General features: G+C 66.2%; 16 protein-coding genes and 7 tRNA genes. 1 reads left to right on the top strand and 22 read right to left on the bottom strand.

The annotated features are described in order from the left end of the window. Nucleotides 1-175: 175 nt before the first annotated feature. The 18 genes from ABL844_RS22440 to ABL844_RS22525 form a co-directional block, all read right to left on the bottom strand. Nucleotides 176-448: a hypothetical protein gene (locus ABL844_RS22440; protein ID WP_418128971.1), complete on the bottom strand. Its 273-nt coding sequence runs from the start codon at nucleotides 446-448 to the stop codon at nucleotides 176-178. 347 nt (nucleotides 449-795) lie between these two features. Continuing rightward, nucleotides 796-1,506, bottom strand: coding sequence for an SIR2 family NAD-dependent protein deacylase (locus ABL844_RS22445; RefSeq protein ID WP_418128972.1), 711 nt, complete (start codon nucleotides 1,504-1,506; stop codon nucleotides 796-798). Between the two features lie 37 nt (nucleotides 1,507-1,543). Then, nucleotides 1,544-1,620, bottom strand: a tRNA-Asn gene (locus tag ABL844_RS22450). Nucleotides 1,621-1,646: 26 nt separating this feature from the next. Further along, nucleotides 1,647-1,720 (bottom strand) — tRNA-Cys (locus ABL844_RS22455). A gap of 138 nt (nucleotides 1,721-1,858) precedes the next feature. Beyond that, a tRNA-Asp gene (locus ABL844_RS22460) sits at nucleotides 1,859-1,934 on the bottom strand. A gap of 20 nt (nucleotides 1,935-1,954) precedes the next feature. Beyond that, a tRNA-Gln gene (locus ABL844_RS22465) sits at nucleotides 1,955-2,030 on the bottom strand. Nucleotides 2,031-2,040: 10 nt separating this feature from the next. Then, nucleotides 2,041-2,116 (bottom strand) — tRNA-Trp (locus tag ABL844_RS22470). Nucleotides 2,117-2,141: 25 nt separating this feature from the next. Further along, nucleotides 2,142-2,219: transfer RNA gene (locus ABL844_RS22475), tRNA-Pro, on the bottom strand. Between the two features lie 6 nt (nucleotides 2,220-2,225). Next, nucleotides 2,226-2,302: transfer RNA gene (locus tag ABL844_RS22480), tRNA-Leu, on the bottom strand. A gap of 177 nt (nucleotides 2,303-2,479) precedes the next feature. Continuing rightward, nucleotides 2,480-2,686 carry a hypothetical protein gene (locus ABL844_RS22485; RefSeq protein WP_184641658.1) on the bottom strand — a complete coding sequence of 69 codons (207 nt, stop codon included), beginning with the start codon at nucleotides 2,684-2,686 and terminating at the stop codon, nucleotides 2,480-2,482. A 226-nt stretch (nucleotides 2,687-2,912) separates the two neighbouring features. Beyond that, nucleotides 2,913-3,239, bottom strand: coding sequence for a hypothetical protein (locus ABL844_RS22490; protein WP_418128973.1), 327 nt, complete (start codon nucleotides 3,237-3,239; stop codon nucleotides 2,913-2,915). Nucleotides 3,240-3,247: 8 nt separating this feature from the next. Next, entirely contained in the window at nucleotides 3,248-3,586 is a 339-nt protein-coding gene (locus ABL844_RS22495) for a hypothetical protein (protein ID WP_418128975.1), read from the bottom strand. After that, nucleotides 3,583-4,047 carry a hypothetical protein gene (locus ABL844_RS22500; RefSeq protein WP_418128976.1) on the bottom strand — a complete coding sequence of 155 codons (465 nt, stop codon included), beginning with the start codon at nucleotides 4,045-4,047 and terminating at the stop codon, nucleotides 3,583-3,585. The genes ABL844_RS22495 and ABL844_RS22500 overlap by 4 nt, the downstream gene beginning before the upstream one ends. A gap of 9 nt (nucleotides 4,048-4,056) precedes the next feature. Continuing rightward, the gene (locus ABL844_RS22505) at nucleotides 4,057-8,481 is read right to left on the bottom strand and encodes an RHS repeat-associated core domain-containing protein (protein WP_418128977.1); all 4,425 of its coding nucleotides are present in this window, start codon (nucleotides 8,479-8,481) and stop codon (nucleotides 4,057-4,059) included. 6 nt (nucleotides 8,482-8,487) lie between these two features. Further along, on the bottom strand, nucleotides 8,488-8,931 hold the full coding sequence (locus tag ABL844_RS22510) for a DcrB-related protein (RefSeq protein WP_418128979.1): 444 nt from the start codon (nucleotides 8,929-8,931) through the stop codon (nucleotides 8,488-8,490). A gap of 26 nt (nucleotides 8,932-8,957) precedes the next feature. Further along, entirely contained in the window at nucleotides 8,958-9,356 is a 399-nt protein-coding gene (locus ABL844_RS22515; protein WP_418128980.1) for a hypothetical protein, read from the bottom strand. A gap of 80 nt (nucleotides 9,357-9,436) precedes the next feature. Next, nucleotides 9,437-12,610 (bottom strand): type VI secretion system Vgr family protein, encoded by a 3,174-nt coding sequence (locus tag ABL844_RS22520; RefSeq protein ID WP_418128981.1) that lies wholly within the window; start codon nucleotides 12,608-12,610, stop codon nucleotides 9,437-9,439. Nucleotides 12,611-12,683: 73 nt separating this feature from the next. Further along, nucleotides 12,684-13,166 carry an Hcp family type VI secretion system effector gene (locus ABL844_RS22525; protein WP_019658228.1) on the bottom strand — a complete coding sequence of 161 codons (483 nt, stop codon included), beginning with the start codon at nucleotides 13,164-13,166 and terminating at the stop codon, nucleotides 12,684-12,686. A gap of 303 nt (nucleotides 13,167-13,469) precedes the next feature. Between ABL844_RS22525 and ABL844_RS22530 the strand changes: the two genes are divergently transcribed. Beyond that, complete coding sequence (locus tag ABL844_RS22530; protein ID WP_176667263.1) at nucleotides 13,470-14,423, top strand: phosphate acetyltransferase; 954 nt, start codon at nucleotides 13,470-13,472, stop codon at nucleotides 14,421-14,423. 9 nt (nucleotides 14,424-14,432) lie between these two features. On the opposite strand, the gene ABL844_RS22535 is transcribed toward ABL844_RS22530, so the two are convergent. The 4 genes from ABL844_RS22535 to ABL844_RS22550 form a co-directional block, all read right to left on the bottom strand. Beyond that, nucleotides 14,433-18,041 (bottom strand): indolepyruvate ferredoxin oxidoreductase family protein, encoded by a 3,609-nt coding sequence (locus ABL844_RS22535; RefSeq protein ID WP_418128982.1) that lies wholly within the window; start codon nucleotides 18,039-18,041, stop codon nucleotides 14,433-14,435. 157 nt (nucleotides 18,042-18,198) lie between these two features. Then, nucleotides 18,199-19,050 carry a helix-turn-helix domain-containing protein gene (locus tag ABL844_RS22540; protein ID WP_418128984.1) on the bottom strand — a complete coding sequence of 284 codons (852 nt, stop codon included), beginning with the start codon at nucleotides 19,048-19,050 and terminating at the stop codon, nucleotides 18,199-18,201. A gap of 53 nt (nucleotides 19,051-19,103) precedes the next feature. Further along, complete coding sequence (locus ABL844_RS22545) at nucleotides 19,104-20,156, bottom strand: ABC transporter permease (protein ID WP_184641648.1); 1,053 nt, start codon at nucleotides 20,154-20,156, stop codon at nucleotides 19,104-19,106. Further along, the gene (locus ABL844_RS22550) at nucleotides 20,153-21,736 is read right to left on the bottom strand and encodes a sugar ABC transporter ATP-binding protein (RefSeq protein ID WP_418128985.1); all 1,584 of its coding nucleotides are present in this window, start codon (nucleotides 21,734-21,736) and stop codon (nucleotides 20,153-20,155) included. Before ABL844_RS22550 ends, ABL844_RS22545 begins: the two co-directional genes overlap by 4 nt. Between the last annotated feature and the right edge of the window lie 10 nt (nucleotides 21,737-21,746).

The following is a 21,746-nucleotide window of genomic DNA, read 5'->3' on the forward strand; positions in this document are numbered from 1 at the left end:
CTACATTGGTTTCATAGAACCTCGCCCGAAATTTGCTGCCAACTTCGTATCGCTTCCTACCGCATCGAACGGATACGCCGGGGCATGAAAGGTATGGAGGACGCTACGGCAACAGCGGCGACGACAAAGTCGCGCGCCTTCGGCCGCTGGCCGCCCGCCAGCGGCCGATTTCTCATTAAGCCTTCGGCATATCCGCCGCATTGATCTGCTTCAGCAGTTCTTGAGAGAGTTGTGCCGCATCGTCAGCCAAGTCTGCGGCGATCCACATAACGCGGTCTCGGTGCGTCGCTCCGATCGCGTCGAACCAATCGCATCCGTCCCCGTAGCAACACTTCAGCAGAGATTGCAATTGGGACAACTTTTTCTCAAGAAGATCAGCCGCGTCGGATGAGGCGAATGCGCCGTGGGAGGTGGGCGCGTCTTGCCCGGCGATAATTTGATCAGCCACTTGATGTGCTCTCTTTCGAAGGTTATGCACGTTGATTGGTCAGACGGCCATGGTGTTAGCGCACCTTGGCCGTCGCCTTTTGTGCCTCACATCGACATCGCTGCGGTGTGCATCGATGTCCCGCCGTGAGGCGTGGCGGTCGTTCAAATGTATGGGAGAACCGTGCTGGCGAGCGACTCCATGCAGTGAACAAATTGGGGATCGCGCCGACTTTGCGCACATGACCGCGATCGTTGCGGCGTTCGCGCTCAGTGCTTGATCTGCCCGGCATCGCCCATTTCCCGTCACATGCAAAAGGCCCGCCATCGACACGATGGCGGGCCTTCGATTGCAGGCTTCCAACTGAATTACGAGCCCGCTTCACTCAACCACCTGGCAGCCAGTGCAGGCACCACGTCCGTCGCCCTGCCCTGCAGGAAGGTGAAGCCGCGCGGCACCTCTTCCATGTCGAGCGCGACAAGCACTTTCTCGGCATTGCGGTCCGCGTACCGCACGAGCGACGCCGCCGGATAGACCGTGAGCGAGGTGCCCACCACCAACACGCGCGCCGCGGTGGCCACGTGCTCCTCGGCTTCCTCGAAGTGCTGCACCGCCTCGCCGAACCACACGATGTCGGGCCGCAGCTGGGTGCCGTCTTCGCAGAGTTGCCCCATGACGATTGGATTGCCATCGATGCGATAGCGCTTCGGCTCGGGCTCCGAGGTGCCACGCGCGTAGGCGAGTTGCCCGTGCAGATGCACCACGTTGCGCGACCCGGCACGCTCATGCAGCGCGTCGACGTTCTGCGTGACGATCACGACTTCGTATGCCGCCTCGAGCGATGCGATGGCAGCGTGCGCGGCATTCGGCTGTGCCTGCCATGCCTTCTCGCGCCGCTCGTTGTAGAAGGCCAGCACCGCCTCCGGGTGCCGCTGCCAGCCTTCGGGGCTGGCGAGTTCCTGCCATGAGTAGCTGTTCCACAGGCCCTTGGCGTCGCGGAACGTGGGCAGGCCACTCTCGGCGCTCACGCCGGAGCCCGAGAGCACGACGATCTTGTTCGGCTTGACCTTGGGTTTCATGCTTCGGTGCTCCTTCTGCGTGGCTGTCGTTGAATTGTGGCTCCCCGAACACGGATCGAACGTGTGACCTGCGCATTAACAGTGCGCCGCATCTACCAGCTGAGCTACCGGGGAAAGATTGGTTGAAGGATATATATGGATGGAGGCGTGCCCCGGAGTCGAACCGGGCTGGACGGATTTGCAATCCGCTGCACTGCCGCTTTGCTATCGCGCCGGAATCGAGCCTGATGATGGCGTTGGTGGTGGATCTTCTTCGAGTCGAACGAAGTATTCCCGAAGGAGACGGGGTTACAGCCCGCTGCAGTCGCCAGTGCTGCTCACGATCCATGGAAGAGAAAACTCCATCGGTGAATGGCGTTCCGCAGGGGAGTCGAACCCCTGGCTTCCTCCTGGACAGGGAGGCACTCTGGCCACTGAGTTAGCGGAACGAAAAGAGAAAATGAAAAGCTGGCAAGCCCTCAAGGATTCGAACCTTGGATCCCGGGATCAAAACCCGGTGCCTTGGACCACTAGGCGAAGGGCCCGCAAAAAGATTGGCGCGCGCGGAAGGATTCGAACCTTCAACCGTTGGGTTTGGAGTCCAGTGCTCTGCCAGTTGAGCTACACACGCACAAGAGAAAGCGAAAAAGAAGAGATGGTCTGAGTGGCAGGATTTGAACCTGCAGCCTCCTGCTTCCAAGGCAGGCCGTCTACCAGATTGACACTACACCCAGAGAAATTGGTGCCCCAGGGGAGACTCGAACTCCCAGAATTCCGCTTCTAAGGCGGACACGTCTACCAGTTGCGTCACCGGGGCTGAAAAGAAAATGTTTGTGGCTGCTGCCGCGAATTTTTAAGGAGCACTCACAAGGCTCGAACCCTGTGCGGGCAGCACGATCGCTGCTCGTGAACGAATGGCATGAAAACGAAGAGGCCCGGAACCTCGCGGTGTCCGGGCCTCTTCTGTTCGAGAGAGAGCTTGGGAGGTCTGCGCCTATGCGCGTCCTCCACCCGGTTGCACCTGATCCTGGTAATCGCACGGCCACAGATTGGCCCGCGGGTTGGACATCGGATACGGGAGTTGATTGAGTTGCTGCTGCAGCAGCGGCTGCAGGCCGAGACCATCGTGCGAAGCGACGCGCACGAACACGTTGCCGGATGCGGGGCAAGTGCTGTAGATGCGGATCGTTGCGGCTTTCACGTTGGGTCCTGTTGGCGTTGAGTGGGATGGACTGTAAATAGTCTTTACACAATCGTCAACTGCTTGGACAAACTTTTTTCAAGCACCGTTGCAGCAAGCGCCGGACAACGACGCCTTGAATGCGACGACGAATGCCGTGTAGCCCTAAGCACTGTCTGTGGGCTTCAACAGGGCATCCGCAATCAATGACGGCCGTGCAGGCGTCATGCGCTCATGGAGTTGAATGTCAGTCGCAGAACGCTGCGAGCCCCATGCCCTGTGCCTTCGCCTGGGTCAAGATCGCGTGTATCGACTTGAAGGCCGCGATCTGCGCGTGTTGGGCGCCAGCTTCAGGGGCGTTGGCGGTGAATACCTCGAGCATGGTCACGACCTGCTCGGCGCGCAGCAGCGAATCGTCGAAGTAGTCGAGGTTTACGCCTTTCTGGACACATCTGTCGAAGAGAGCCGCGATTGAGCAATGCGCATCCAGATCGACAGAGCCCGCAAGCTCAAGGCCACGCGGGTCTTTCGGCAAGTGCCTGCAGGTCGATTCGACGAAGTAGAGGTCCAGCATTCGGCACTCTATCGAGGCATCCGCTTCGCCAGTTCGGCGCAGGTCAGGTCCAGGCCGTCGGCGTGCGTTGCCAACGGCATGCCAAGCTTATTTTCCAGGCTCTCGAGCCATTGGAAGAAGCCGACGGTGTGCGCTTCGTCGGCCTCGGTCATCTCGAAGATTCCGTTGCTCGCATGCGACCGCTGGACGAGCTCGATGAGTGAGATGAACGAAGTCAGATCCGTCGCGATGTCGGTGGTGTCCAGCGCGCGTATAGCGCGGATCAGGCCCAGCTCTTCCTGCAGCGGCATCACGGTCGGCTGCGCCGTCCAATACGCCAACAGTTTGCCGAGGGCCGTCGTGGTCATGGCACCACCGTGTACTTGAGATCCCTGTGCTTGACCTTGACTACCGAGTTCGTGAAGACGATCTCGTGACTGAGAAAGCCGTCCTCGAGCACCAGCATTTCATCGATGAGCCAATCGCCGTGGGAGCGGTCGCCAGCGGGCCAATCGCTCTTGGTTTTCTCGACCGCGTAAGACTGCACGTCGCGATAGTGCAGCGTGATGCGATTCCCATGCGCTCCGGCCAGTTGCATCTCGATGTCATTCGCCCGGAAGTCGCCGTCGTCGAACTCCCGTACGAGCAACTGCTCCAGCTTGGCATCGTGCGGACAACGCTCATCCCGATGCTCGTAGTGCCAAGCTGCACTCATGAATTCGAGAGCGTCCGTCGGCACCAGGCTGCTTACCTGTCGTACATAGGCCGGATAAGCGGAGCTGTCCATGGAGTAGCCGTCGCTGGTTTCACTGAACTTGATGATTTTCATGGTGCTTGATCAACATCCTGAAAGCCCGCTCTTGCGCACGCGCTCTGAATACTCTCTGGCCGCTACGCGGCTGTTGGGTGTTCCCAGAGCAGGCAGTTTTCCTATCTTTCTCAATTCGTCGACGGCGATGCCGTTCAGCACGTTGGACACCTTCGGCGTGACCTTCACTTCGGTGCCGACAGTACCGTGCTTGTTGAAGAAGCCGTCCGGTCCGTAGATGCCAGCTTCGGTTCCGTTGGGTTTGTACACGTGTATCTCGAAAGACGAACCAGTACTCGTGTTGAATCGGTCGATTCTTGCCCTGTAGCCATCGGGCAAGGACAAAGGTGCCTTGGGCGCCCAGCCCCACGGGTCGATCCACGACACAGGATTGGGCGCATAGCTGTGCAGATTGTTCCCGCCAGCAAGGCCGATAGGGTCCGGGCTGATGAAGCGGCCAATATCGGGGTCATAGAACCGGAAGATGTTGTAGTGCAGGCCGATGTCGCGGTCCAGATACTGGCCCTGGAATCGCATGTTCTGCTCGACTTTTGGCAGTGCCTTGTTCGCAGGAGAGGCGGCGCGGCCATCGAGCAAAGTGGACTCCCACTGCTCGGCCACAGCGCCGCCCCACGTGCGATAGCTCGCTCGCCAGCATATCCGGCCGGCCTGATCCGTCAGCTCCTCAGGCAGGCCGGCCTGATCCGTGTGAAGGTGGAAGATGTTCGCAGGTGCAGCGGCACCAGCCTCGCCAGTGGCGGCATCGAGCCGCGCCAGCGGCATGTAACTGTCAGGCTCGTAAACGTGGCTTGTCACTTGCGAGCCGCGCCGCTCCTCGATCAGCCGCATCCCCTCCCAGACAAACCGCGTGCTGCCGAACGCATCGTGCTTGGCCACGCGCCGCCCGATCGCGTCGTAGTCGAAGCGCGTGACCTGCGTGGTGGCTTCGGGCGTGCCCGGGCGCCGCGTGGTGTGCACGGCCACGAGGCGGCTTTCGTCGTCCCACTCGAAGCGCTGGTCGGTGTGCCTGCCCGACAGCTTGCGCACCAGCCGGCCGTGGCCGTCGTAGCTGTAGCGCTTGTCCTCGAAAACGCGCACGAGGTTGTCGCGCACGTAGCCGGGCGCGGTTGATGCGTCGAGCAGGTTGCCTGCCGGGTCGTAGGCAAAGCGCTCGCTGTTGGCCGCGCCGCGCACGCTCTCTTCGATGCGGCCGGTTGCGTCGTATCGGTGCCCCGTCGTGCCCTGAAGCGAATGCCGGCTCTGCCGCAGCTCGCCCACGGGGTCGTAGCTGTATTCCTTCATCAGCCCGTCGAGAAGGCGGGCCCCGGGGGTGCCCGCGGCGTCGATGGCCTGGCGCCAACCCGGGTCTTGCGTGGTGAATGCCGCGTCCAGTCCGCCGGGACGGCACCACGACGCGGCCCGCCGGCCCAGCGGATCCAGCGCAAAGCGCGTGTGCAGTGCGCCCTGGCTGCGCGCCACTTCGCGGTGCAGGTCGTCGCGCTCGATGTCGCTGATCAGCTGGTGCACCACGGGTGCGTCGCCATGCTGCTGCGACAAGTTGACCTGATGCAGGTGCCCGGAGCCGTAGTACAGGTAGTTCAGCGCGCGCTGCACGCCCGGCTGCGACGCGATGGCGGGCAGCACGGTCTGCGTGCGGTTGCCGAGTTCGTCGTGCGCGTGGCGCAGGGTGTGGGTCTCTCCGGTGAGCTCGTCGATGGCCGTTTCTTCAACGAGCCGCCCGAGCTTGTCGTAGACGAATGTGGTGCGATGCAGCGCGCGCGGCTCGCCAGCCGTACCGGGTTGCGGCGCTTCCAGCTTCGTTGCTTCGGTCAGGCGATCCAGCTGGTCGTAGCTGTAGCGGTAGCAGTGGCGCCCGGTGCGCTTCTCGACGAGGCGACCCACGGCATCGCGCAGCAGTTCGGTACGCAGGGGTCCGGCCGCGCGATGCGGTTCGGCGCCTTCATGCAGTGCGAGGTCGTCGTCGCCGATGCCCGGTACATGGGTGATGCACACCGGCCAGCCGTTGGCGTCGTATTCCACCTGCACACGCGTGCCGCCCACGCGACGCTCTTCGACCACGCGGTCGGCAGCGTCCCGCACGAATTCGAAGTGCAGGCCGTTCTCGTTGACGATCGCCTGCAGGCGCTGGGCGCCGTCGTAGTGCCAGGCGATGCGGCGCCCCTCGGCGTCCTGCCTCGCCAGCGGCTGGCCGCGCAGGCCGAGCGCGAAATGCGTGCTGCGGCTCAGCGCATCGGTGGCGGCGACGATGCGGCCGGCCGCATCGCGGCGCAACGACTGGTGGCTCTGGTCGGGCTGCGACACCGACAGCAGCCGCCCCATGGCGTCGTGCGTCAATCGCGTGCGCTGGCCCATGGCATCGGTCACGGTCTGCAGGTGGCCCCAGCCGTCGTATGCGTAGCGCGTGGTCTTGCCGGAGCAGTCGGTCAGCGAAAGCAGCTGCGCGCAATCGTTCCACGTCATGCGGTTGGTGCCGCCCTTGCCGTCGGTCACCACGATCGGCAGGCCCCGCCTGTCGTAGGCGTACTCGGTGGTGTGGCCCAGCGGGTCGGTCTCGCGCACCAGGTTGCCCTGGTCGCTGTAGGCGTAGGTCCAGGTGCTGCCGTCCGCGAGGGTCTGCCGCCAGGGCTCGCCGAACTCGGTCCAGCCGGTGCTCTGCGTGCGGCCCAGCGCATCGGTGCGGCTGGCCATGAAGCCCATGGGGTCGTAGGTGCAGCGCGTGGTGGCACCGCCGGGCTCGGTGATGGCGACGAGCTGGCGCAACTCGTTGTACTGCGCGTGCCATTGGCGGCCCGCCGCATCGACGTAGTCGGTGACCTGTTGGTCGGCATTCCAGTGCCAGGCGTACTCGCGTCCGAGCTGGTCGATGACCAGTGTTTGGCCCAGCGCCAGCGCGTCGTCCGCGGCAGGCGACACGCGCCGGACGGTGTAGCTCTCTCCGTCGTTGGTCCAGTGGCGGACCACGTGGGCTTCGCCGCCCTGGCCGCACCACTCGTAGCGGCATTCCAGCCCTGCGGCGCCGGCATGGAAGTCCATGAGGCCCTGGGCGTCGTAGCCGAAGCGGCGCACCACCGCGCCGTTGCGGTCGGTCACCTCGAGCAGCCTGCCTTCGGCGTCGTGCCTGTAGGTCACCAGCAGGCCCGGCAGCTCGCCGGGTGCGCCGGCGGCCAGGCGCACCGCGCACACCCGGCGGCTCTCGCCCGCGTACTCAAGCGCCAGCAGCCGGCCGGTGCTGTCGGTCAGCTCGACCAGCCGGCCCAGCGCGTCGTGGCGCAGGTCGATGAAGTTGCCGTTGCGGTCTTCCAGCCGCGCGAGCTTCAGCGTCCGGGCGCGCGACTCGCCTTCGATCGGCGGCTCGAACAGGAAGAACAACCCGCCCGGCACGTGGATGAAGTAATGGCCGCCTTCGGTGCGGCACAGGTCGAGCCCGTCGCGCAGGCTGTACTGCCGCGTGCCGGGCTCGATGTCGGGCAGCACCATCGGCCGGCCCTGCTCGTCGATGAGCGTGACCACGGGCTGGCCTTCGTCGTCGCTGCCCAGCCGCAGTTCCATCGAATAGGGCAGGCTCCAGCCCTGCCCCAGCGGGCCGTCGCGGCGCAGGTCGTGGCTGCTGTAGAAGCGCTGCCATGCGATGGGCAACGGCCCCGGCAGGCTGAAGTCGAGCTCGCTCTCGCCGCCCAGGAACTTGCCGCCCGTGGCCGCATGCACCGGATTGCCGAAGGAACTGACCATGCCGTGGATGCCCATGCCAAGCCCCACTGCTCCTTCGATCAGGCAAGGCAGCGCGTTCTTGCCCTGCCGCGCGAGCTTGGGCAGGCAGCGCAGGCCGCGGTAGATCATGACCAGGTTGAAGATGGTCACCAGCACCTTGGAGATGAGCGGCACCTCGTCGGCCACCTCGCGCACGCGCGCTGTCGGCCCGCCGATGAAGACCGTGGGCGCCCCGTCGCTCACCTTGGCGCCGCACTCGGTGTGGTCGTCCTTGCGCGAGGCCACGCCCATGTTGATGAACACGGTCTCCGCGCCCTCGGCAAGAAGAATCTGCGGCGAGTCGTTCTTGCAACTCACCGTGTCCATGGGAGCGTCGGGCGAGGCCCGCGCCGCGCCCAGGGCCTTGCCGCCGATGAACACGTCCGACGATCCGCTGGTGATCATCCCGGTCACGGTGAGCGTCTCGGGCACCAGCGCATCGGCGATCGACTCGCCCAGGCTCGCGCCGACGTAGCCGCCGGCCATGCGCGCGCCCACGACCACCGCGCCCGCCACCAGCGGTCCGGCGAGCCCACCGGTACCGACCACGGCCGCTGCTGCCACGCCCACCGCGAAGCCCACGGCGATGCCGCCGATCAGTCCGCCCGCGAACTTGGCCCAGAAGCGCGCGTGCGCGTTGGTGTGGGCAATGGGGTCGTGCAGGCGTGCAGCTGGTTGGCCGGCCATGGCGCCTCAGGCCCTCGGCTGGAAGCTCTCGAGCACGCGCCGCCACAGCGCGATCGCCTCGGCATCGAAGGGCACGGGGCTGCTGGCCGTGAGGATCAGCACGCTCCTGCCGCCCGGGTCCCGCGGCAGCAGGAACACGGCCTGGCGTTGATGTAGCGCCTGGCCGTTCTGCTTGAACTGCGTAGCGAGTTCGATGGCATGCAGGCTCGCGATGGCCGGGCCTACGGCAATGTCGGTGCGCGACACCTCCTTGAGTTGGCTCACCTGACGCGTCAGGTCGTTCATCTGCCGCGTGACGAACTGCGCCATGGTTTCCTGCGTTCGCAGCGCGTCGCGGCTCACGATGAGCGTGGTGCCCGAGCCGTCGGGCATCGCGAGGACGTTCATCGAGCGGTCGATGCGGCCGTCTTCGGGGATGTCGAACTGGCCTTCGTTGAGGTGGTAGCGCATGCGGGGTGCTCTTCGGCTCAATGCGGTCAGGAAGGATTGAAGGCAATGAACGCCAGACATCCAGGGTTCTTCTCCCTGAAGCCGAACGAAAGTCTTCCCCAGCCGAGCGTGGCGGTGTAGCTCGTCGCTTCGTTCATGGACCTGCCTCGCGGTACATCCGTGATGGCGAGATCGACGTAGTGCCGCTTGACCTCGTCCAGCGGCACACAGCGCCCTTGCACTTCGAGAACGAGGAATCCCGGATGCGCCCCTTCGCGCTTGATCCGGAGGTCGAACTTCGAAACCTCGACGCCATCCTCAAAGCGCACCGGGGTTCCCTCGAAGAACTGGAAAACCTCTCCACCCGGCGCGTTGGTATCGGAAAGCTGGGTCGAGACGACACTCTCGACCTTCGCTTTCGAAAATGGAATCTGCGCGACCAGCATGTCGATCGCCAGCCACAAAGTTATTGCCGCTTGAGTCACTACTCGCCTCACTACCTGTCTGTAAATTCATCCCTCGGCGGCTAGTGCCCGCCAAAGCGCTTGTCGTAACCGTTTCCGTAATACTGGGTGTACGGCTCATTGGTCGTGGAGGTGGTCATCTTGCCAATTGCCTTGCCCATCGTGCTTCGAGCACGCGCCCAGTCGCCTGTTTGCGCAGCCTTGTCAAAGGCGTTGTTGTAGATATCCATCGTTGACTTCGGATATCCAGCCATGATGTCCACGTTCGTACCCTTTAGGATCTGGCGCTGAACCCAGATCTGATTGACGGCACCAGCGCCTTCATCGCTCAGGCTGCTCCGGATATAGCTTTCCTTGGATGTGATGTCAGGGGGCAGTGTGTAGAACGCATGTCCGACCTCGTGGGCCAACGCATTCGTCGCCCCGATTGCGTTCGACTTGTACTTGCCGTCTATCACGATCCGGCCTTCATCTCGAATGACGTAGGAACCTTTTCCGGTTTCGCCGTAGACGGCCTTCCAATGCGCATCCTTCAGCGCCTTCAGCTGTTTTTGCAACAGGGATGAATGGATTGCGTACCAGTCGACGTCGTTGCCCAGCCCCGAAGGCGTCCAGTCCAACGGCGCAGCGGATTTGGCCGGAGGTTTCCCCTTGGGCGTACCCTGCGCGGCTGTCGCAGTAATAGCCGGCGCAGGTGCCATCAAATCCGCTTCCTCTGCTGCCTCCTCCTGACTTGCTGCCCCAATTGGCGCATCGCAATTCAGGAAGATCTTCCCACCCCGCTGATCCAGGTTGTCCGTGAAGTTCACCAGCCCCTTCACTCCGTTGATCTTCACCGTGCCATCCGCCAGCAGCACGATCGACGACTTGCCGCAGATCAGCGAGATGCTTGTCTTCGCGGTGACGAACACGTCCTGCTCCGCCGCCTGGATCACCACCGACTTCTGCCCGGTGAGGTTCGCGTTGGCCGCGGTGGAGGTGACGGAGGCGTCGGTCTTCGACACCAGGTTGATCGCACCGGCGCTGGCGTGCGAGACGATGTCGCCGTCGGACACCACGTTGATCTGCCCGCCCTCGCTCACCTGCGTGAGCATGCCCTTGGCGGCGAGCTGCGTGAGCTGGGCGCCGGTGGTCATGGTCAGCGCCGAGACGGAGCGCATCGACACGCTCTGCCCCGAGCTCACCACGATGGGCCGGGGGCTGATCATCGTCTGGCCCTCGGGGCTCACGATGGAGACCACGGGCTTGTCGATCTTGCGCGAGAGGTCGAGCATCTGCTGCGCGTCTGCCATGGCCGGATCGGGGTCGTCCGAGACGCCGGCCTCGGGCGATCCGCCGGCCGCCAGCGCGGCGACGGCCTGCGACACGCCGCCGAGCGACTGCACGCCCTGCACCAGCCCCGAGAGCGTCTGGTTCTTGCCCTGGGCCATGGCGCTCACGAGCGATTTCGTGGCGGCCACGGCCTGCCCCGCCGCCTGCATGAGCGCGTTGCTCTGCGCGAGCGTGGCGCCCATCTGCTCGTGGCCATCGGGGTTGTCGCGCGAGGTCTTCTGCGCGAAGTCCTGCGTGTAGGTGGTCAGCAGAAGGCCCTTGTCGGCGCGGATGGAGCCCCACTCGTTGGTGCGCAGCTCGAAGCCGTAGCTGCGCTGCACACCCGAGCCCTGGTTCATCAGATAGCCCATGTGCAGGTGGGTGTTGCCGTGGTCGGTCGACAGCTCGATGTGCTCGGTGCCGCGGCTGTCCTCGAAGCGCAGCATGTGCTTGCCGCCGCCGCCCTTGCTCCAGTGGGTCTGGAAGCCGGTCTGGGTCTTGTGGCGCGGCAGCTCCCACGGCGGCATCTGCGCGGCGTTGTAGACGCAGCCGGTGACGATCGGATGGTCGGGGTCGCCGTTGAGGAAATCGACGATCACCTCCTGGCCGATGCGCGGGATGTGCATCGCGCCGTAGTTGCTGCCGGCCCAGGTCTGCGAGACGCGGATCCAGCACGAGGAGTTCTCGTCGCGCTTGCCGTAGCGGTCCCAGTGGAACTGCACCTTGATGCGGCCGTACTGGTCGGTGTGGATCTCCTCGCCCGCCGGGCCGACCACCACCGCGGTCTGCGGCCCGGTGGTACGCGGCCTCGGCGTGACGCGCGCGGGGCGGTACGGCGCGCTGTCGGGCAGCACCTCGAAGCTCTGGCGGTAGCTCGTGCTGCTGGTCGACTCGCTGTAGGCCGCGTCCGCCGCGCCGACCACGCGCAGCGCGTTCTCCTGGAAGTCGTACGTCACGGCCTCGATCAGGTAGCGCCGGTTCTCCTGCGCGTTCGGGTGGCGCGCCAGTTCGAAGAGGTAGCCGGGCGCCATGTGGCGCAGGTTGCCCTCGGCACTCACCAGTTCGCGACGCCCCGCGAGTTGCTCCAGCCGCAGGCGCGCGTAGTTCTCGCCGTCGGCCAGCTCGGTGTAGCCGCCGGGCCAGTCGTAGATCTCGAAGCTGTCGCGGCTGTGGCCGGCCGGCTGCTGGCGCACGGTGTCTATCTCGGCGTTCGGCTTCCTGAAGTCGTAGTCGTCGGCCGCGAAGTTGCCCGATGCGATGTCCTCCGAATGGCTCCAGCTGTCGATGAAGTCCTGCTCGAGGATCTGCGCGGCGAGCACGCCCGCGTGATAGGGCACCCTCACCGGACCGGCGGGCAGCTCGGTGTGCGAATCGGCACCGTCGCACAGCACCAGCTGATGGCTGCCCTGCGCATGCGAGAAGAAGTAGTAGACGCCCTCCTGCTCCATGAGCCGGCTGGCGAAGCTGAAGTCGCTCTCCGAGTACTGCACGCAGTAGTCCCAGGTGCGGTAGCTGCCGCTCAGCCGCGCGTCGATGGCGAAGCCGTAGGGCGCGAGCACCTCCTGCAGGATCTGCGGGGCGGTCTTGAACTGGAATATCCTGAAATCGGAGCGGCGGGTGGCGTACCACAGCCAGGGGCGCAGCGTGGCCTCGTACACGCACATGTCGCCGTCGTCCTTGCCGATGTAGGCGAAGCGCGTGACCTGCCCGCTCAGGAAGCGGCTGCCGGTGCCGCCGAGTTCGGTGGCGAGGTTCACCTCGATGCTCATGTCCTCGCCCAGCATGCTCCGGGGCTGGATGTTGGGCATGTCGCTGATGAGCCGCACGCGGTGCTCGAACAGCGCGGAAATGCGCTCCTGCCCCGTCATCGAGCGGAACTTCAGGCGCTCGCCCAGCGCGCTGTGGGCGATGAAACTGCGGGTCATTCCTGGAAAGCTCCCTGGTCAATGAACCCGGCGCGGGCCGCCCAAGCGGCAAACCGCGCCGGGCAAAGGGAGTTCAGGCCTCCTTGTTTTCCTTGATGTTCCAGCCCAGCACCGTCTCGGCGCCCTTGCCGCCCTTGTCGGTCTGCTCCCAGTACTGCTGCTTCACCTTCGCGGCCTGGAACGAGTACTGCACGAACACCGCGTCCGAGCCCTGTTCGGCGGTGTACTGCACCGAGGTGACCAGCACCTCTTCGAGCGTGACGCGCGTGTACTCGATCTGCGAGCCGCCGGCCTTGCACACCGACACTTCCACCTTGCCCAGGTGCTTGCCGCTCGCACAGTTCTTCAGCACCGAAGGCGCCGCCTTGTCGATGCGCGCCAGCACCTGCAGGTCGTTGAAGCTCGCCTTGCCGACACCGCCGCCACCACCGCTGACCATGTTGCCGGGCTGCGTGGCGCCCCATGCGAACGACTTGATGTCCGTCCACTCCTTGTGGTTCGAATCCTTCGATTCGCCGTTCGCGCCCTCGACGCGCATGAACATGTCTACTGCCATGAGATCAACTCCCTCGAAATTGCGTGCCCGCCCGGGGGCACATTGGAACCAGCCGCCCTCCCGGCAGGAGGACGGCAACGAATCGGAAGGCTCGGCCGGCGCTGGTGACACAGCGACGGTGGCCTTTTTCCGAAGCACAACGCTTCAGCGCACGAACATTAATCGAGGGGTTCGTGCGCAACCAGTGCCGAACGGCATGCGCAAAAAGAACTACCAAAGCCGGCGTTTGGTTCCCGGGATCACATCCTGTACTGTTGCGGGCGCACCCTCCCCACATACCGTCCCATCCATCCAGGAGCCCGCATGGCGTCGTCCACACCCGCTGCCCACCCGCACTACGACCGCCTGATCGCCGCCGCGCGCGGCCTGCCCTCGCTGCGGGTCGCGGTGGTGCACCCCGCCAACGCGGCCTCTCTGGAAGCCGCGCTGGCGTCGGCGTCGCTGGGCCTGATCGTGCCGACGCTCGTGGGCCCTCGCGCGAAGATCGAGGCAGCCGCGCAAGAGGCCGGAATCGACCTGTCCAGGATCGCGATCGTCGACGCGCCTCACAGCCATGCCGCCGCCGATGCGGCCGTAGCCATGGCGCTGCGCGGCGAGGTCGATGCACTGATGAAGGGCAGCCTCCACACCGACGAGCTCATGGGTGCCGTGGTGCGCCGCGAAGGCGGGCTGCGCACCTCGCGGCGCATCAGCCACTGCTTCGTGATGGACATTCCGGGCCATGCGCAGCCGCTGATCATTTCGGACGCGGCCATCAACATCGCGCCCACGCTCGAGGAGAAGGCCGACATCGTGCAGAACGCGATCGATCTTGCGCACGCGCTGCACATGCCGGCCGTGCGCGTCGCGATTCTTTCCGCGACGGAGACGGTCAATGCCAAGGTGCCTTCCACGCTCGACGCCGCGGTGCTTTGCAAGATGGCCGACCGCGGCCAGATCACCGGCGCGGTGCTCGACGGCCCGCTCGCGATGGACAACGCCATCGACGCCGAGGCCGCTCGCATCAAGGGCATCGTCTCGCCGGTGGCGGGTCGCGCCAACGTGCTCATCGTGCCCGACCTCGACGCGGGCAACATGCTCGCGAAGAGCCTGACCTTCCTCGGCGGCGCCTATGCCGCGGGCATCGTGCTGGGGACGAAGGTGCCGGTGATCCTCACGAGCCGGGCCGATTCGGAACCGGCCCGGCTCGCCTCGTGCGCCGTCGCGTCCATGCTCGCAAAAGCGGGGCGCGACAAGCTCATCAAGGCGGTGGGCTGAGCCCGGCGCTCAGCGCGCGCCGGCCACGATCGCGATTCCCCTGATCTGCCCCGCGGACGGTGCCCTCTCCGGCTTCGGATAGCGCGCCGGCGCGAAGCGGTGCAGCAGCTCGGACTCCTGCATCTTCGCGGCTTCGAAGTTCGCGAGCTTGACGTGGCCGAAGCCGCGAATGGACAGCGGCAGCGCCGCGATGCGCGCAGCCGTCGCCTGGTTGCCCGCCGAGAGTTCGCCCACCATCGCTTCGAGCAGGCCGTCGAAATGCGAGATCAGCTCGCGCTCCATGCGCCGCTCCGCGGTGCGTCCGAAGATGTCGAAGGCCGTGCCGCGCAGCCGCTTGCCATGCGCCAGCCAGCGCATCGCGGGCAGCATCCAGCTTCCGATGCGGATCTTGGCGGGCGCCTTGCCGTGCGCGCCACGCGAGAGCACCGGCGGGGCCATGTGGAATTCGAGCTTCAGGTCGCCTTCGAACTGCTCGTTGAGCTTCTGCAGGAAGGCGCCATCGGTGTAGAGCCGCGCCACTTCGTATTCGTCCTTGTAGCTCATGAGCTTCAGCAGGCTGCGCGCCGCGTTGCGCGTGAAGGGCAGGCTCGCGTCGCCGCCCTGCAGTGTGGCCTCGCGCTCGCGCAGGCTGCGGATGCGAGCCTCGAAGCGGTCCGCCCATGCGGCGTCCTGGTAGCCCGTGAGATGCCGGCGCGCCTCGGCGATCAGCACGTCGAGCGGTCGCTCGTCGAGCGAAGAAGCCTGCGCATCGGCGGGCGCCGCGCGCAGAGCGTCCAGCGCCTCGGGGTTGCCGGCCGCGAGCCGCCCCAGCGAAAAGGCCGACTGGTTCGCGGCCACCGCCACGCCGTTGAGCTCGATCGCATGCATCAGCGCCTCCAGGCTCAGCGGCACCAGCCCGCGCTGCCACGCGTAGCCGGCCGCGACGATGTTGGCGGCCAGCGTGTCGCCGAGGAACTCCTCGGCCAGACTCTGAGCGTCGAAAGTCTCGACCTGCTCGTCGCCAGCCACGAAGCGCATCTTCTCCAGCAGAAGGTCGACATGCAGGTCGGCATCGGGGTTGCGCAGCGACTCGGCCACCGGAATCTCGTGCACGTTCGCGAGCACCCGCGTGCGTCCGTGGCGCACGGTCTGCAGCGCGTCGGCCGATGCGCCCACCACCACGTCGCAGGCGAGGATGGCGTCGGCCTGCTGTGTGTCGATGCGCACCTGGTGCAGCCGCTCGCGCGAATCGGCCAGGCGCACGAAGCTCAGCACCGAGCCGCCCTTCTGCGCGAAGCCCATGAAGTCGAGCACGCTCGCGGCCTTGCCTTCGAGGTGCGCGGCCATGGCGATCACCGCGCCCACGGTCACCACGCCGGTGCCGCCCACGCCGGTCACGAGCAGGTCATACGGAGCGGTCCAGGCGTGCTCCGCCGGGTACGGCAGCGCGGCCACGCGGTGCAGGAAGGCATCGCGCCCCGAGGCGAGCGCCCCGCTCTTTCGGCGCAGCTTGCCGCCCGTGACGCCCACGAAGCTGGGGCAGAAGCCCTTGGCGCAGGAGTAGTCCTTGTTGCAGCTGGTCTGGTCGATCTTGCGCTTGCGGCCCATCGGCGTCTCGTGCGGCAGTACGGCCACGCAGTTGCTCTGCACGGTGCAGTCGCCGCAGCCCTCGCACACGGCCTCGTTGATGAACAGGCGCTTCGGCGGATCCGCCAGCTCGCCCTTCTTGCGGCGGCGGCGCTTCTCGGCGGCGCAGGTCTGCTCGTAGATGAGCACCGTCACGCCCGCCATCTCTCGCAGGCGGCGCTGCACCTCGTCGAGCGCGGCGCGGTCGTGGAACTCGGTGCCGCTCGGAAAGCGGTCCTTGATGGCGTCGTACTTGCCGATGGCGTCGCTCACCACCACCACCTTGCTCACGCCTTCCGACTCGACCTGCCGCGCGATGGCGTCCACGCTGATGACGCCGTCGACCGGCTGCCCGCCGGTCATGGCCACCGCGTCGTTGAACAGGATCTTGTAGGTGAGCGTCGCCTTGGCCGCCACGGCCTGCCGGATCGCGAGGTAGCCGGAGTGGTAGTAGGTGCCGTCGCCCAGGTTCTGGAAGACGTGCGGCGTCTTCGTGAACATCGCGTGCGAGATCCAGTCCACGCCCTCGCCGCCCATCTGGATGAGACCCGCGGTGCTGCGGTCCATCCAGTTCGCCATGAAGTGGCAGCCGATGCCCGCGCGCGCGGTCGATCCCTCGGGCACCTTGGTGCTGGTGTTGTGCGGGCAGCCGGCGCAAAAGTACGGCAGGCGCTTGACCGCGTCGCTCGCGTTGGCCAGCAGCTCGGGCGGCGTGAAGTCGCGCACGTGCTGCAGGTGGTCGCCCAGGTCGTGGTTGTCGGGGAAGTGCACGGCCAGCCAGTGCGCGACCAGCTCGATGAGCCGCGAGGGCCGCAGCTCGCCCAGCGCCGACACCAGCGGCTGGCCTTCGCGGTCGTGCTTGCCCACGAGCACGGGACGCGCATCGGGCGGCGCGTTGTAGAAGATGTCGCGCAGCTGCGTCTCGACCACCGCGCCCTTCTCCTCGACGATGAGGATCTCTTCCAGCCCCTGCGCGAAGGCCTTGATGCGCGTCTGCTCCACCGGAAAGCTCAAGCCCACCTTGTAGAGCCGCACGCCCGCGCGGGCCAGCTGCTCGGGCGAAAGCTCGAGCCGGCGCAGCACTTCCATGAGGTCGTGGTGCGCCTTGCCGCAGGTGACGATGCCGACCTTCGCGTGCTCGCTGACGATCACGTGGCGGTCGATGCTGTTGCGCCTGGTGAATGCGGCGACGGCCGCGAGCTTGTCTTCGAGCCGCGACTCGATGCGCAGCGAAGGCAGGTCGGGCCAGCGGTAGTGCAGGCCGTCCGGCGGCGCATGGTGACCGGTGGCGGCGCTCACCGCATTGGCGTCTTCCCATGCGCTGACGCGGGCGTTGATCGCGTCCAGGTCCACGGTGCCCGCGCTCTCCACCACTTCGGACAGCGCCGCCATGCCGACCCACGCGCCCGAATAGCGCGAGAGCTCGTAGCCGTACAGGCCGAACTCCAGGTACTCGGCCACGCTGGAAGGCTGCAGGATGGGCATGCGCCACGCCATGAAGGCGTGGTCGCTCTGGTGCGGCATCGACGACGAAACGCAGCCGTGGTCGTCGCCCGCCACCACAAGCACGCCGCCGTGCGGCGAAGAGCCATACGCATTGCCGTGCTTGAGCGCATCGCCCGCACGGTCGACGCCGGGACCCTTGCCGTACCACATGGCGAACACGCCATCGACGGTGCGCTCGGGGTCGGACTCGACCCGCTGCGTGCCCAGCACCTGCGTGGCAGCGAGCTCCTCGTTCACGGCCGGCACGAAGCGGATGCCGGTCTGCTTGAATCGCTCGCCGGCCTTCCAGATCGCCTGGTCGACCATGCCCAGCGGGGAGCCGCGATAGCCGCTGATGAAACCCTGGGTGTGCAGGCCGCGCTGCGCATCGCGCCGGCCCTGCATCACGAGCACGCGGATCAGCGCCTGCGTGCCGGTCAGGAAAACCGAGCCGGATTCGGCCCAGATGTTGTCGGAGAGTTGGTAGCCGGGCCGTCTTATCGCGGTGGCATTGAGTGGGGCATTCATGCCCGGAATTGTTCTGCCGCCTTCCGAGGGAGTGCTTCTTCAATGCACTAGCGCAGACCCTTGTTTGAAGAAGAATTCACCTGAAAACAAGACAAAAAGAAGGTTTTATTTTTTATTTCTTCAGATCCCGAGAAAACACCAGTCTCCCGGCGCTACCTCATCTTCCGGCGCCCGCGTGCCGCGCCCGGAACTCGCCCGGCGTCATGCCTTCGAGCCGCCGGAAGTGGCGGTTGAAGTTCGAGACGTTGTTGAAGCCCACCTCGTAGCAGATGCTGCTCACGTGCTGGCGCGTGGAAGTCAGCAGGCCGCAGGCCTTCGCCAGGCGCAGGCCGATGATGAAGTCGGTGAAGGTCTTGCCGGTTGCGCGGCGGAAACTGCGCGACAGCGAGGTCCTGCTGGTGCCCACGAGCGCGCTGACTTCCGAAAGCGACAGCGGCTGTGCGTAGTTGTTCCGGATGTGATGCAGCGCACGCTGCACGTGCAGCGTGCGGCCCGGCCCGGCGGCATCGGTGTGCACGAGACTTCGGACCAGCAGCCGGTAGTCGGTCCACTGCGAGAGCTCATTCAGCACGGCGGTGAATGCCGAAAACCGTGCCAGCCCGTGCAGCGTCGAAAGGCGCCTCAGCTTGGTCAGCGTCTCCGCACCCAGGCCGACGAAATGCACGCCCTGGCGCGCGCGCGAAAGAAGCGGCCCGACGTCCGACAGCTCCGGAAATATCGCCGCACCGCGCCGCAGCGGCTCGTCGCTGAAGCGCAGCACCAGCCCGTCGCCCGGCTCCGCTCGATACGCCAGCCTCAGTGTCCGTGGCAGCAGCGGCCCGAGCAGCACGACCGCGCCGGGTGCGAGCGTATGCGTCTCTTCGCCAGCGCCGCTGCCGACGCGCAGGCACGCCGGGGCGCTTCCGATCAGGTGCAGCTCGTGGTCGTGAAGGCAGCTGCCGGGGTCGAAGCCTCGTCCTGCGAACGGGCTCGGCTCCTCACAGAGAACGGTGGCATTGGCGTCGGACATTCGATTGCGATCCACAAGGCCTCGTGGCGATGGCGCGGCAGCCGCATCTGCGGTCAGTCGCGCGAGCGCATCGCGAAGAAGCCCCCGGCCACCAGGATGAACGCCCCGATGATCACCTTCTGCCAGGTGCTGGGCACCCCGGCCAGGATCAGCACGTTGTTGATCAGCGTCACCAGCACCACGCCCAGCAGCGTGCCGCCCACGGTGCCGCTGCCGCCGGTGATGCGCGCGCCGCCCAGGATCACGGCCGCGATCACGTCCAGCTCGTTGCCCACCAGGTCGAAGGGGTTCGCCAGACGCGTGCTCGACACGTGCACGATGCCCGCAAGCCCCGAGAGGAACCCCGCGTACGCGAACACGAAGACATGCACCGTGCGCAGGTTGTAGCCCAGCCGCTCCGCGATCGCGAGGCTGCCGCCGATGGCGTACACCGCGCGGCCGATCAGCGTGCGGTTCAGCAGCCACCAGGTCAGCACCGCCGCGAACACCAGCACCAGTACGGTGGCCGGCAGCACCACGTGCAGGCCCTGCGGCGTGTCGAAGCGCCACAGCGCCAGCTTGCCGAAGGAATCCATCGGCGCCGGCACGTTCATGAAGAACACGGTGCCCACGAAGGTCAGCAGGATGCCCCGGTACAGGTACTGGGTGCCGATGGTGACGATGAGCGAAGGCGCCTTGAGCCAGTGCACCAGCAGCCCGTTGATCACGCCCAGCAGCGCGCCGCTCGCCGCGCCGGCAACCAGCAGCAGCGCGATGGGCGCGTCCGGAAAGTAGTTCAGCACCAGCTTGGTGATGCTGTACATCGTGAGCGCGGCAATGGCCGCGAACGACACGTCGATGCCGCCGGCCGCCAGCACGATCAGCACGCCCAGTGCGAACAGGCCCAGCACCGTGCAGGCGCGCACGATGTCGAACAGCACCGGCAGCTGGAAGAAGCTCGGGTTGATGGCGCCCACGGCCAGGCTCGCCAGCACGATCAGTGCGAGCGTGAAGACCGAGGGGCGCTGCGCGAGCCAGGCGCGCAGCGAGACCCGCGCCTGCGGCGGGTGCGGAGCCGATTCCGGCGCGGCCGGCGCGGACTGCGCTTGCATGGTGGAAGCCGTCATGAGAATGCGGGAGAAGGTGTGTCGGAAACCAGCGCGTGATAGAGGTCGCTCTCGGCGAGCCCCTGCGCGTCGAAGTCGTTGGCGATGCGGCCCTTGCGCATCAGCAGGATGCGGTCGCAGTTCTGCAGCAGCTCCTGCAGGTCGTCGCTCACCAGGATCACGCCCAGGCCCTGCTCTGCCAGCCGCTGCACGATGCGGTAGATGGTGTCCTTGGAGCCCACGTCCACGCCAACGGTGGGGCCGTGCAATATCAGCACGCGCGGTCCGATGGCCAGCCAGCGCCCGATGAGCACGCGCTGCTGGTTGCCGCCCGAGAGCGACTGCACCGGCCTGTCGACGTCGGGCGTGGCGATCTGCAGGTCGGCCACGGTGCGCTCCGCCAGCGCCTGGCACTGGGTTGTATCGAGCGCGCCGAAGCGCCCGCGCAGGCGGTTGAGCACCGCCGTGACGATGTTGTCGCGGATCGGCTTGTCGAGGAACAGGCCCTCGCTGAGCCGGTCTTCGGGCACGTAGCCGATGCCCTGGCGGATGCCGTCGGTGGGCGTATTCAGCGCGATCTCCTTCGCGTCGAGCAGCACGCGTCCGCGGTCGGCGGCCTGCACGCCGGCCAGCGCCAGCGCGAGCTCGTTGCGGCCGGAGTCGAGCAAGCCGGTCACGCCGAGGATCTCGCCCTTGCGCAGCGTGAAGCTCACGTCGCTGAACTGCGCGCCGCGGCCCAGGCCTTCGACCTTCAGCAGTTCGTCGCCGCCGTGTGTGCCGTGGCGGTAGCGCTCGCCGTCGAGGTGCTTGCCGGTCATCCAGTGCGCGATCTCGGCCTTGGTGAAGTCGCGGATCGGGCCCTGCGCCACCTTCGTTCCGTCGCGAAACACGATGGCCTGGCCGCCCATGGCCATGCACTCGTCGAGCTTGTGGCTCACGAAGAGCACGGCCACGCCCTGCTCGCGCAGCGCCTCCACCACGCGAACGAGGTTGTCCACCTCCTTCTGCGTGAGCGAGGTGGTGGGCTCATCCATGATGACCATGCGCGCGCGCGTGGCCACCGCGCGCGCGATGGCCACGAGCTGCCGCGTGGCGATGGGCATCTCGTCCACGCGCCGCGCGAGAAAGGCCGCATCGGTCGGCAGCTTCACCGCCTCCAGCGCGCGCGCGGCCGTGGCCGCGAGCGCCTTGCGGTCGAAGCGCCGCGCCAGCCTGCCGCCGGTTGCAACCAGCTGCTCGCTGAGCGCGACGTTCTCGGCCACGCTCATGTTCGGCAGCAGCGACAGGTCCTGGTAGACCGTCTCGATGCCGAGGCTGAGCGCCTGCAGCGGCGACAGCGAGTCGTACGGCCGCCCGTCGATCACGATGAGCCCCTGGCTCGGCGGCTGCGCGCCCGAGATGATCTTGATCAGCGTGCTCTTGCCGCAGCCGTTCTCGCCGAGCAGGTGGTAGATCTCGCCGGCCTCGATGCGCAGGTCGATGCCGCGCAGCGCGTGCACGCCCGCGAAGCGCTTGTGCACGTCCTGCACTTCGAGGAACACCCGGCGCCCGGCCGGTGTGTCGGCCGGGCTTGCTTGCGTGGAAGGCGCGGTCAGGGTCATGGCTGCAAGG

It is taken from the genome of Variovorax sp. 278MFTsu5.1 (assembly GCF_048305045.1).
Lineage (GTDB): Bacteria > Pseudomonadota > Gammaproteobacteria > Burkholderiales > Burkholderiaceae_C > Variovorax > Variovorax guangxiensis.

Bases quoted from the DNA above. Each gene is read 5' to 3' on its own strand.
- ABL844_RS22445 (WP_418128972.1), bottom strand. From the start codon at position 1,506: ATGAAACCCAAGGTCAAGCCGAACAAGATCGTCGTGCTCTCGGGCTCC.
- ABL844_RS22490 (WP_418128973.1), bottom strand. From the start codon at position 3,239: ATGCTGGACCTCTACTTCGTCGAATCGACCTGCAGGCACTTGCCGAAA.
- ABL844_RS22495 (WP_418128975.1), bottom strand. From the start codon at position 3,586: ATGACCACGACGGCCCTCGGCAAACTGTTGGCGTATTGGACGGCGCAG.
- ABL844_RS22500 (WP_418128976.1), bottom strand. From the start codon at position 4,047: ATGAAAATCATCAAGTTCAGTGAAACCAGCGACGGCTACTCCATGGAC.
- ABL844_RS22505 (WP_418128977.1), bottom strand. From the start codon at position 8,481: ATGGCCGGCCAACCAGCTGCACGCCTGCACGACCCCATTGCCCACACC.
- ABL844_RS22510 (WP_418128979.1), bottom strand. From the start codon at position 8,931: ATGCGCTACCACCTCAACGAAGGCCAGTTCGACATCCCCGAAGACGGC.
- ABL844_RS22515 (WP_418128980.1), bottom strand. From the start codon at position 9,356: ATGCTGGTCGCGCAGATTCCATTTTCGAAAGCGAAGGTCGAGAGTGTC.
- ABL844_RS22520 (WP_418128981.1), bottom strand. From the start codon at position 12,610: ATGACCCGCAGTTTCATCGCCCACAGCGCGCTGGGCGAGCGCCTGAAG.
- ABL844_RS22525 (WP_019658228.1), bottom strand. From the start codon at position 13,166: ATGGCAGTAGACATGTTCATGCGCGTCGAGGGCGCGAACGGCGAATCG.
- ABL844_RS22530 (WP_176667263.1), top strand. From the start codon at position 13,470: ATGGCGTCGTCCACACCCGCTGCCCACCCGCACTACGACCGCCTGATC.
- ABL844_RS22535 (WP_418128982.1), bottom strand. From the start codon at position 18,041: ATGAATGCCCCACTCAATGCCACCGCGATAAGACGGCCCGGCTACCAA.
- ABL844_RS22540 (WP_418128984.1), bottom strand. From the start codon at position 19,050: ATGTCCGACGCCAATGCCACCGTTCTCTGTGAGGAGCCGAGCCCGTTC.
- ABL844_RS22545 (WP_184641648.1), bottom strand. From the start codon at position 20,156: ATGACGGCTTCCACCATGCAAGCGCAGTCCGCGCCGGCCGCGCCGGAA.
- ABL844_RS22550 (WP_418128985.1), bottom strand. From the start codon at position 21,736: ATGACCCTGACCGCGCCTTCCACGCAAGCAAGCCCGGCCGACACACCG.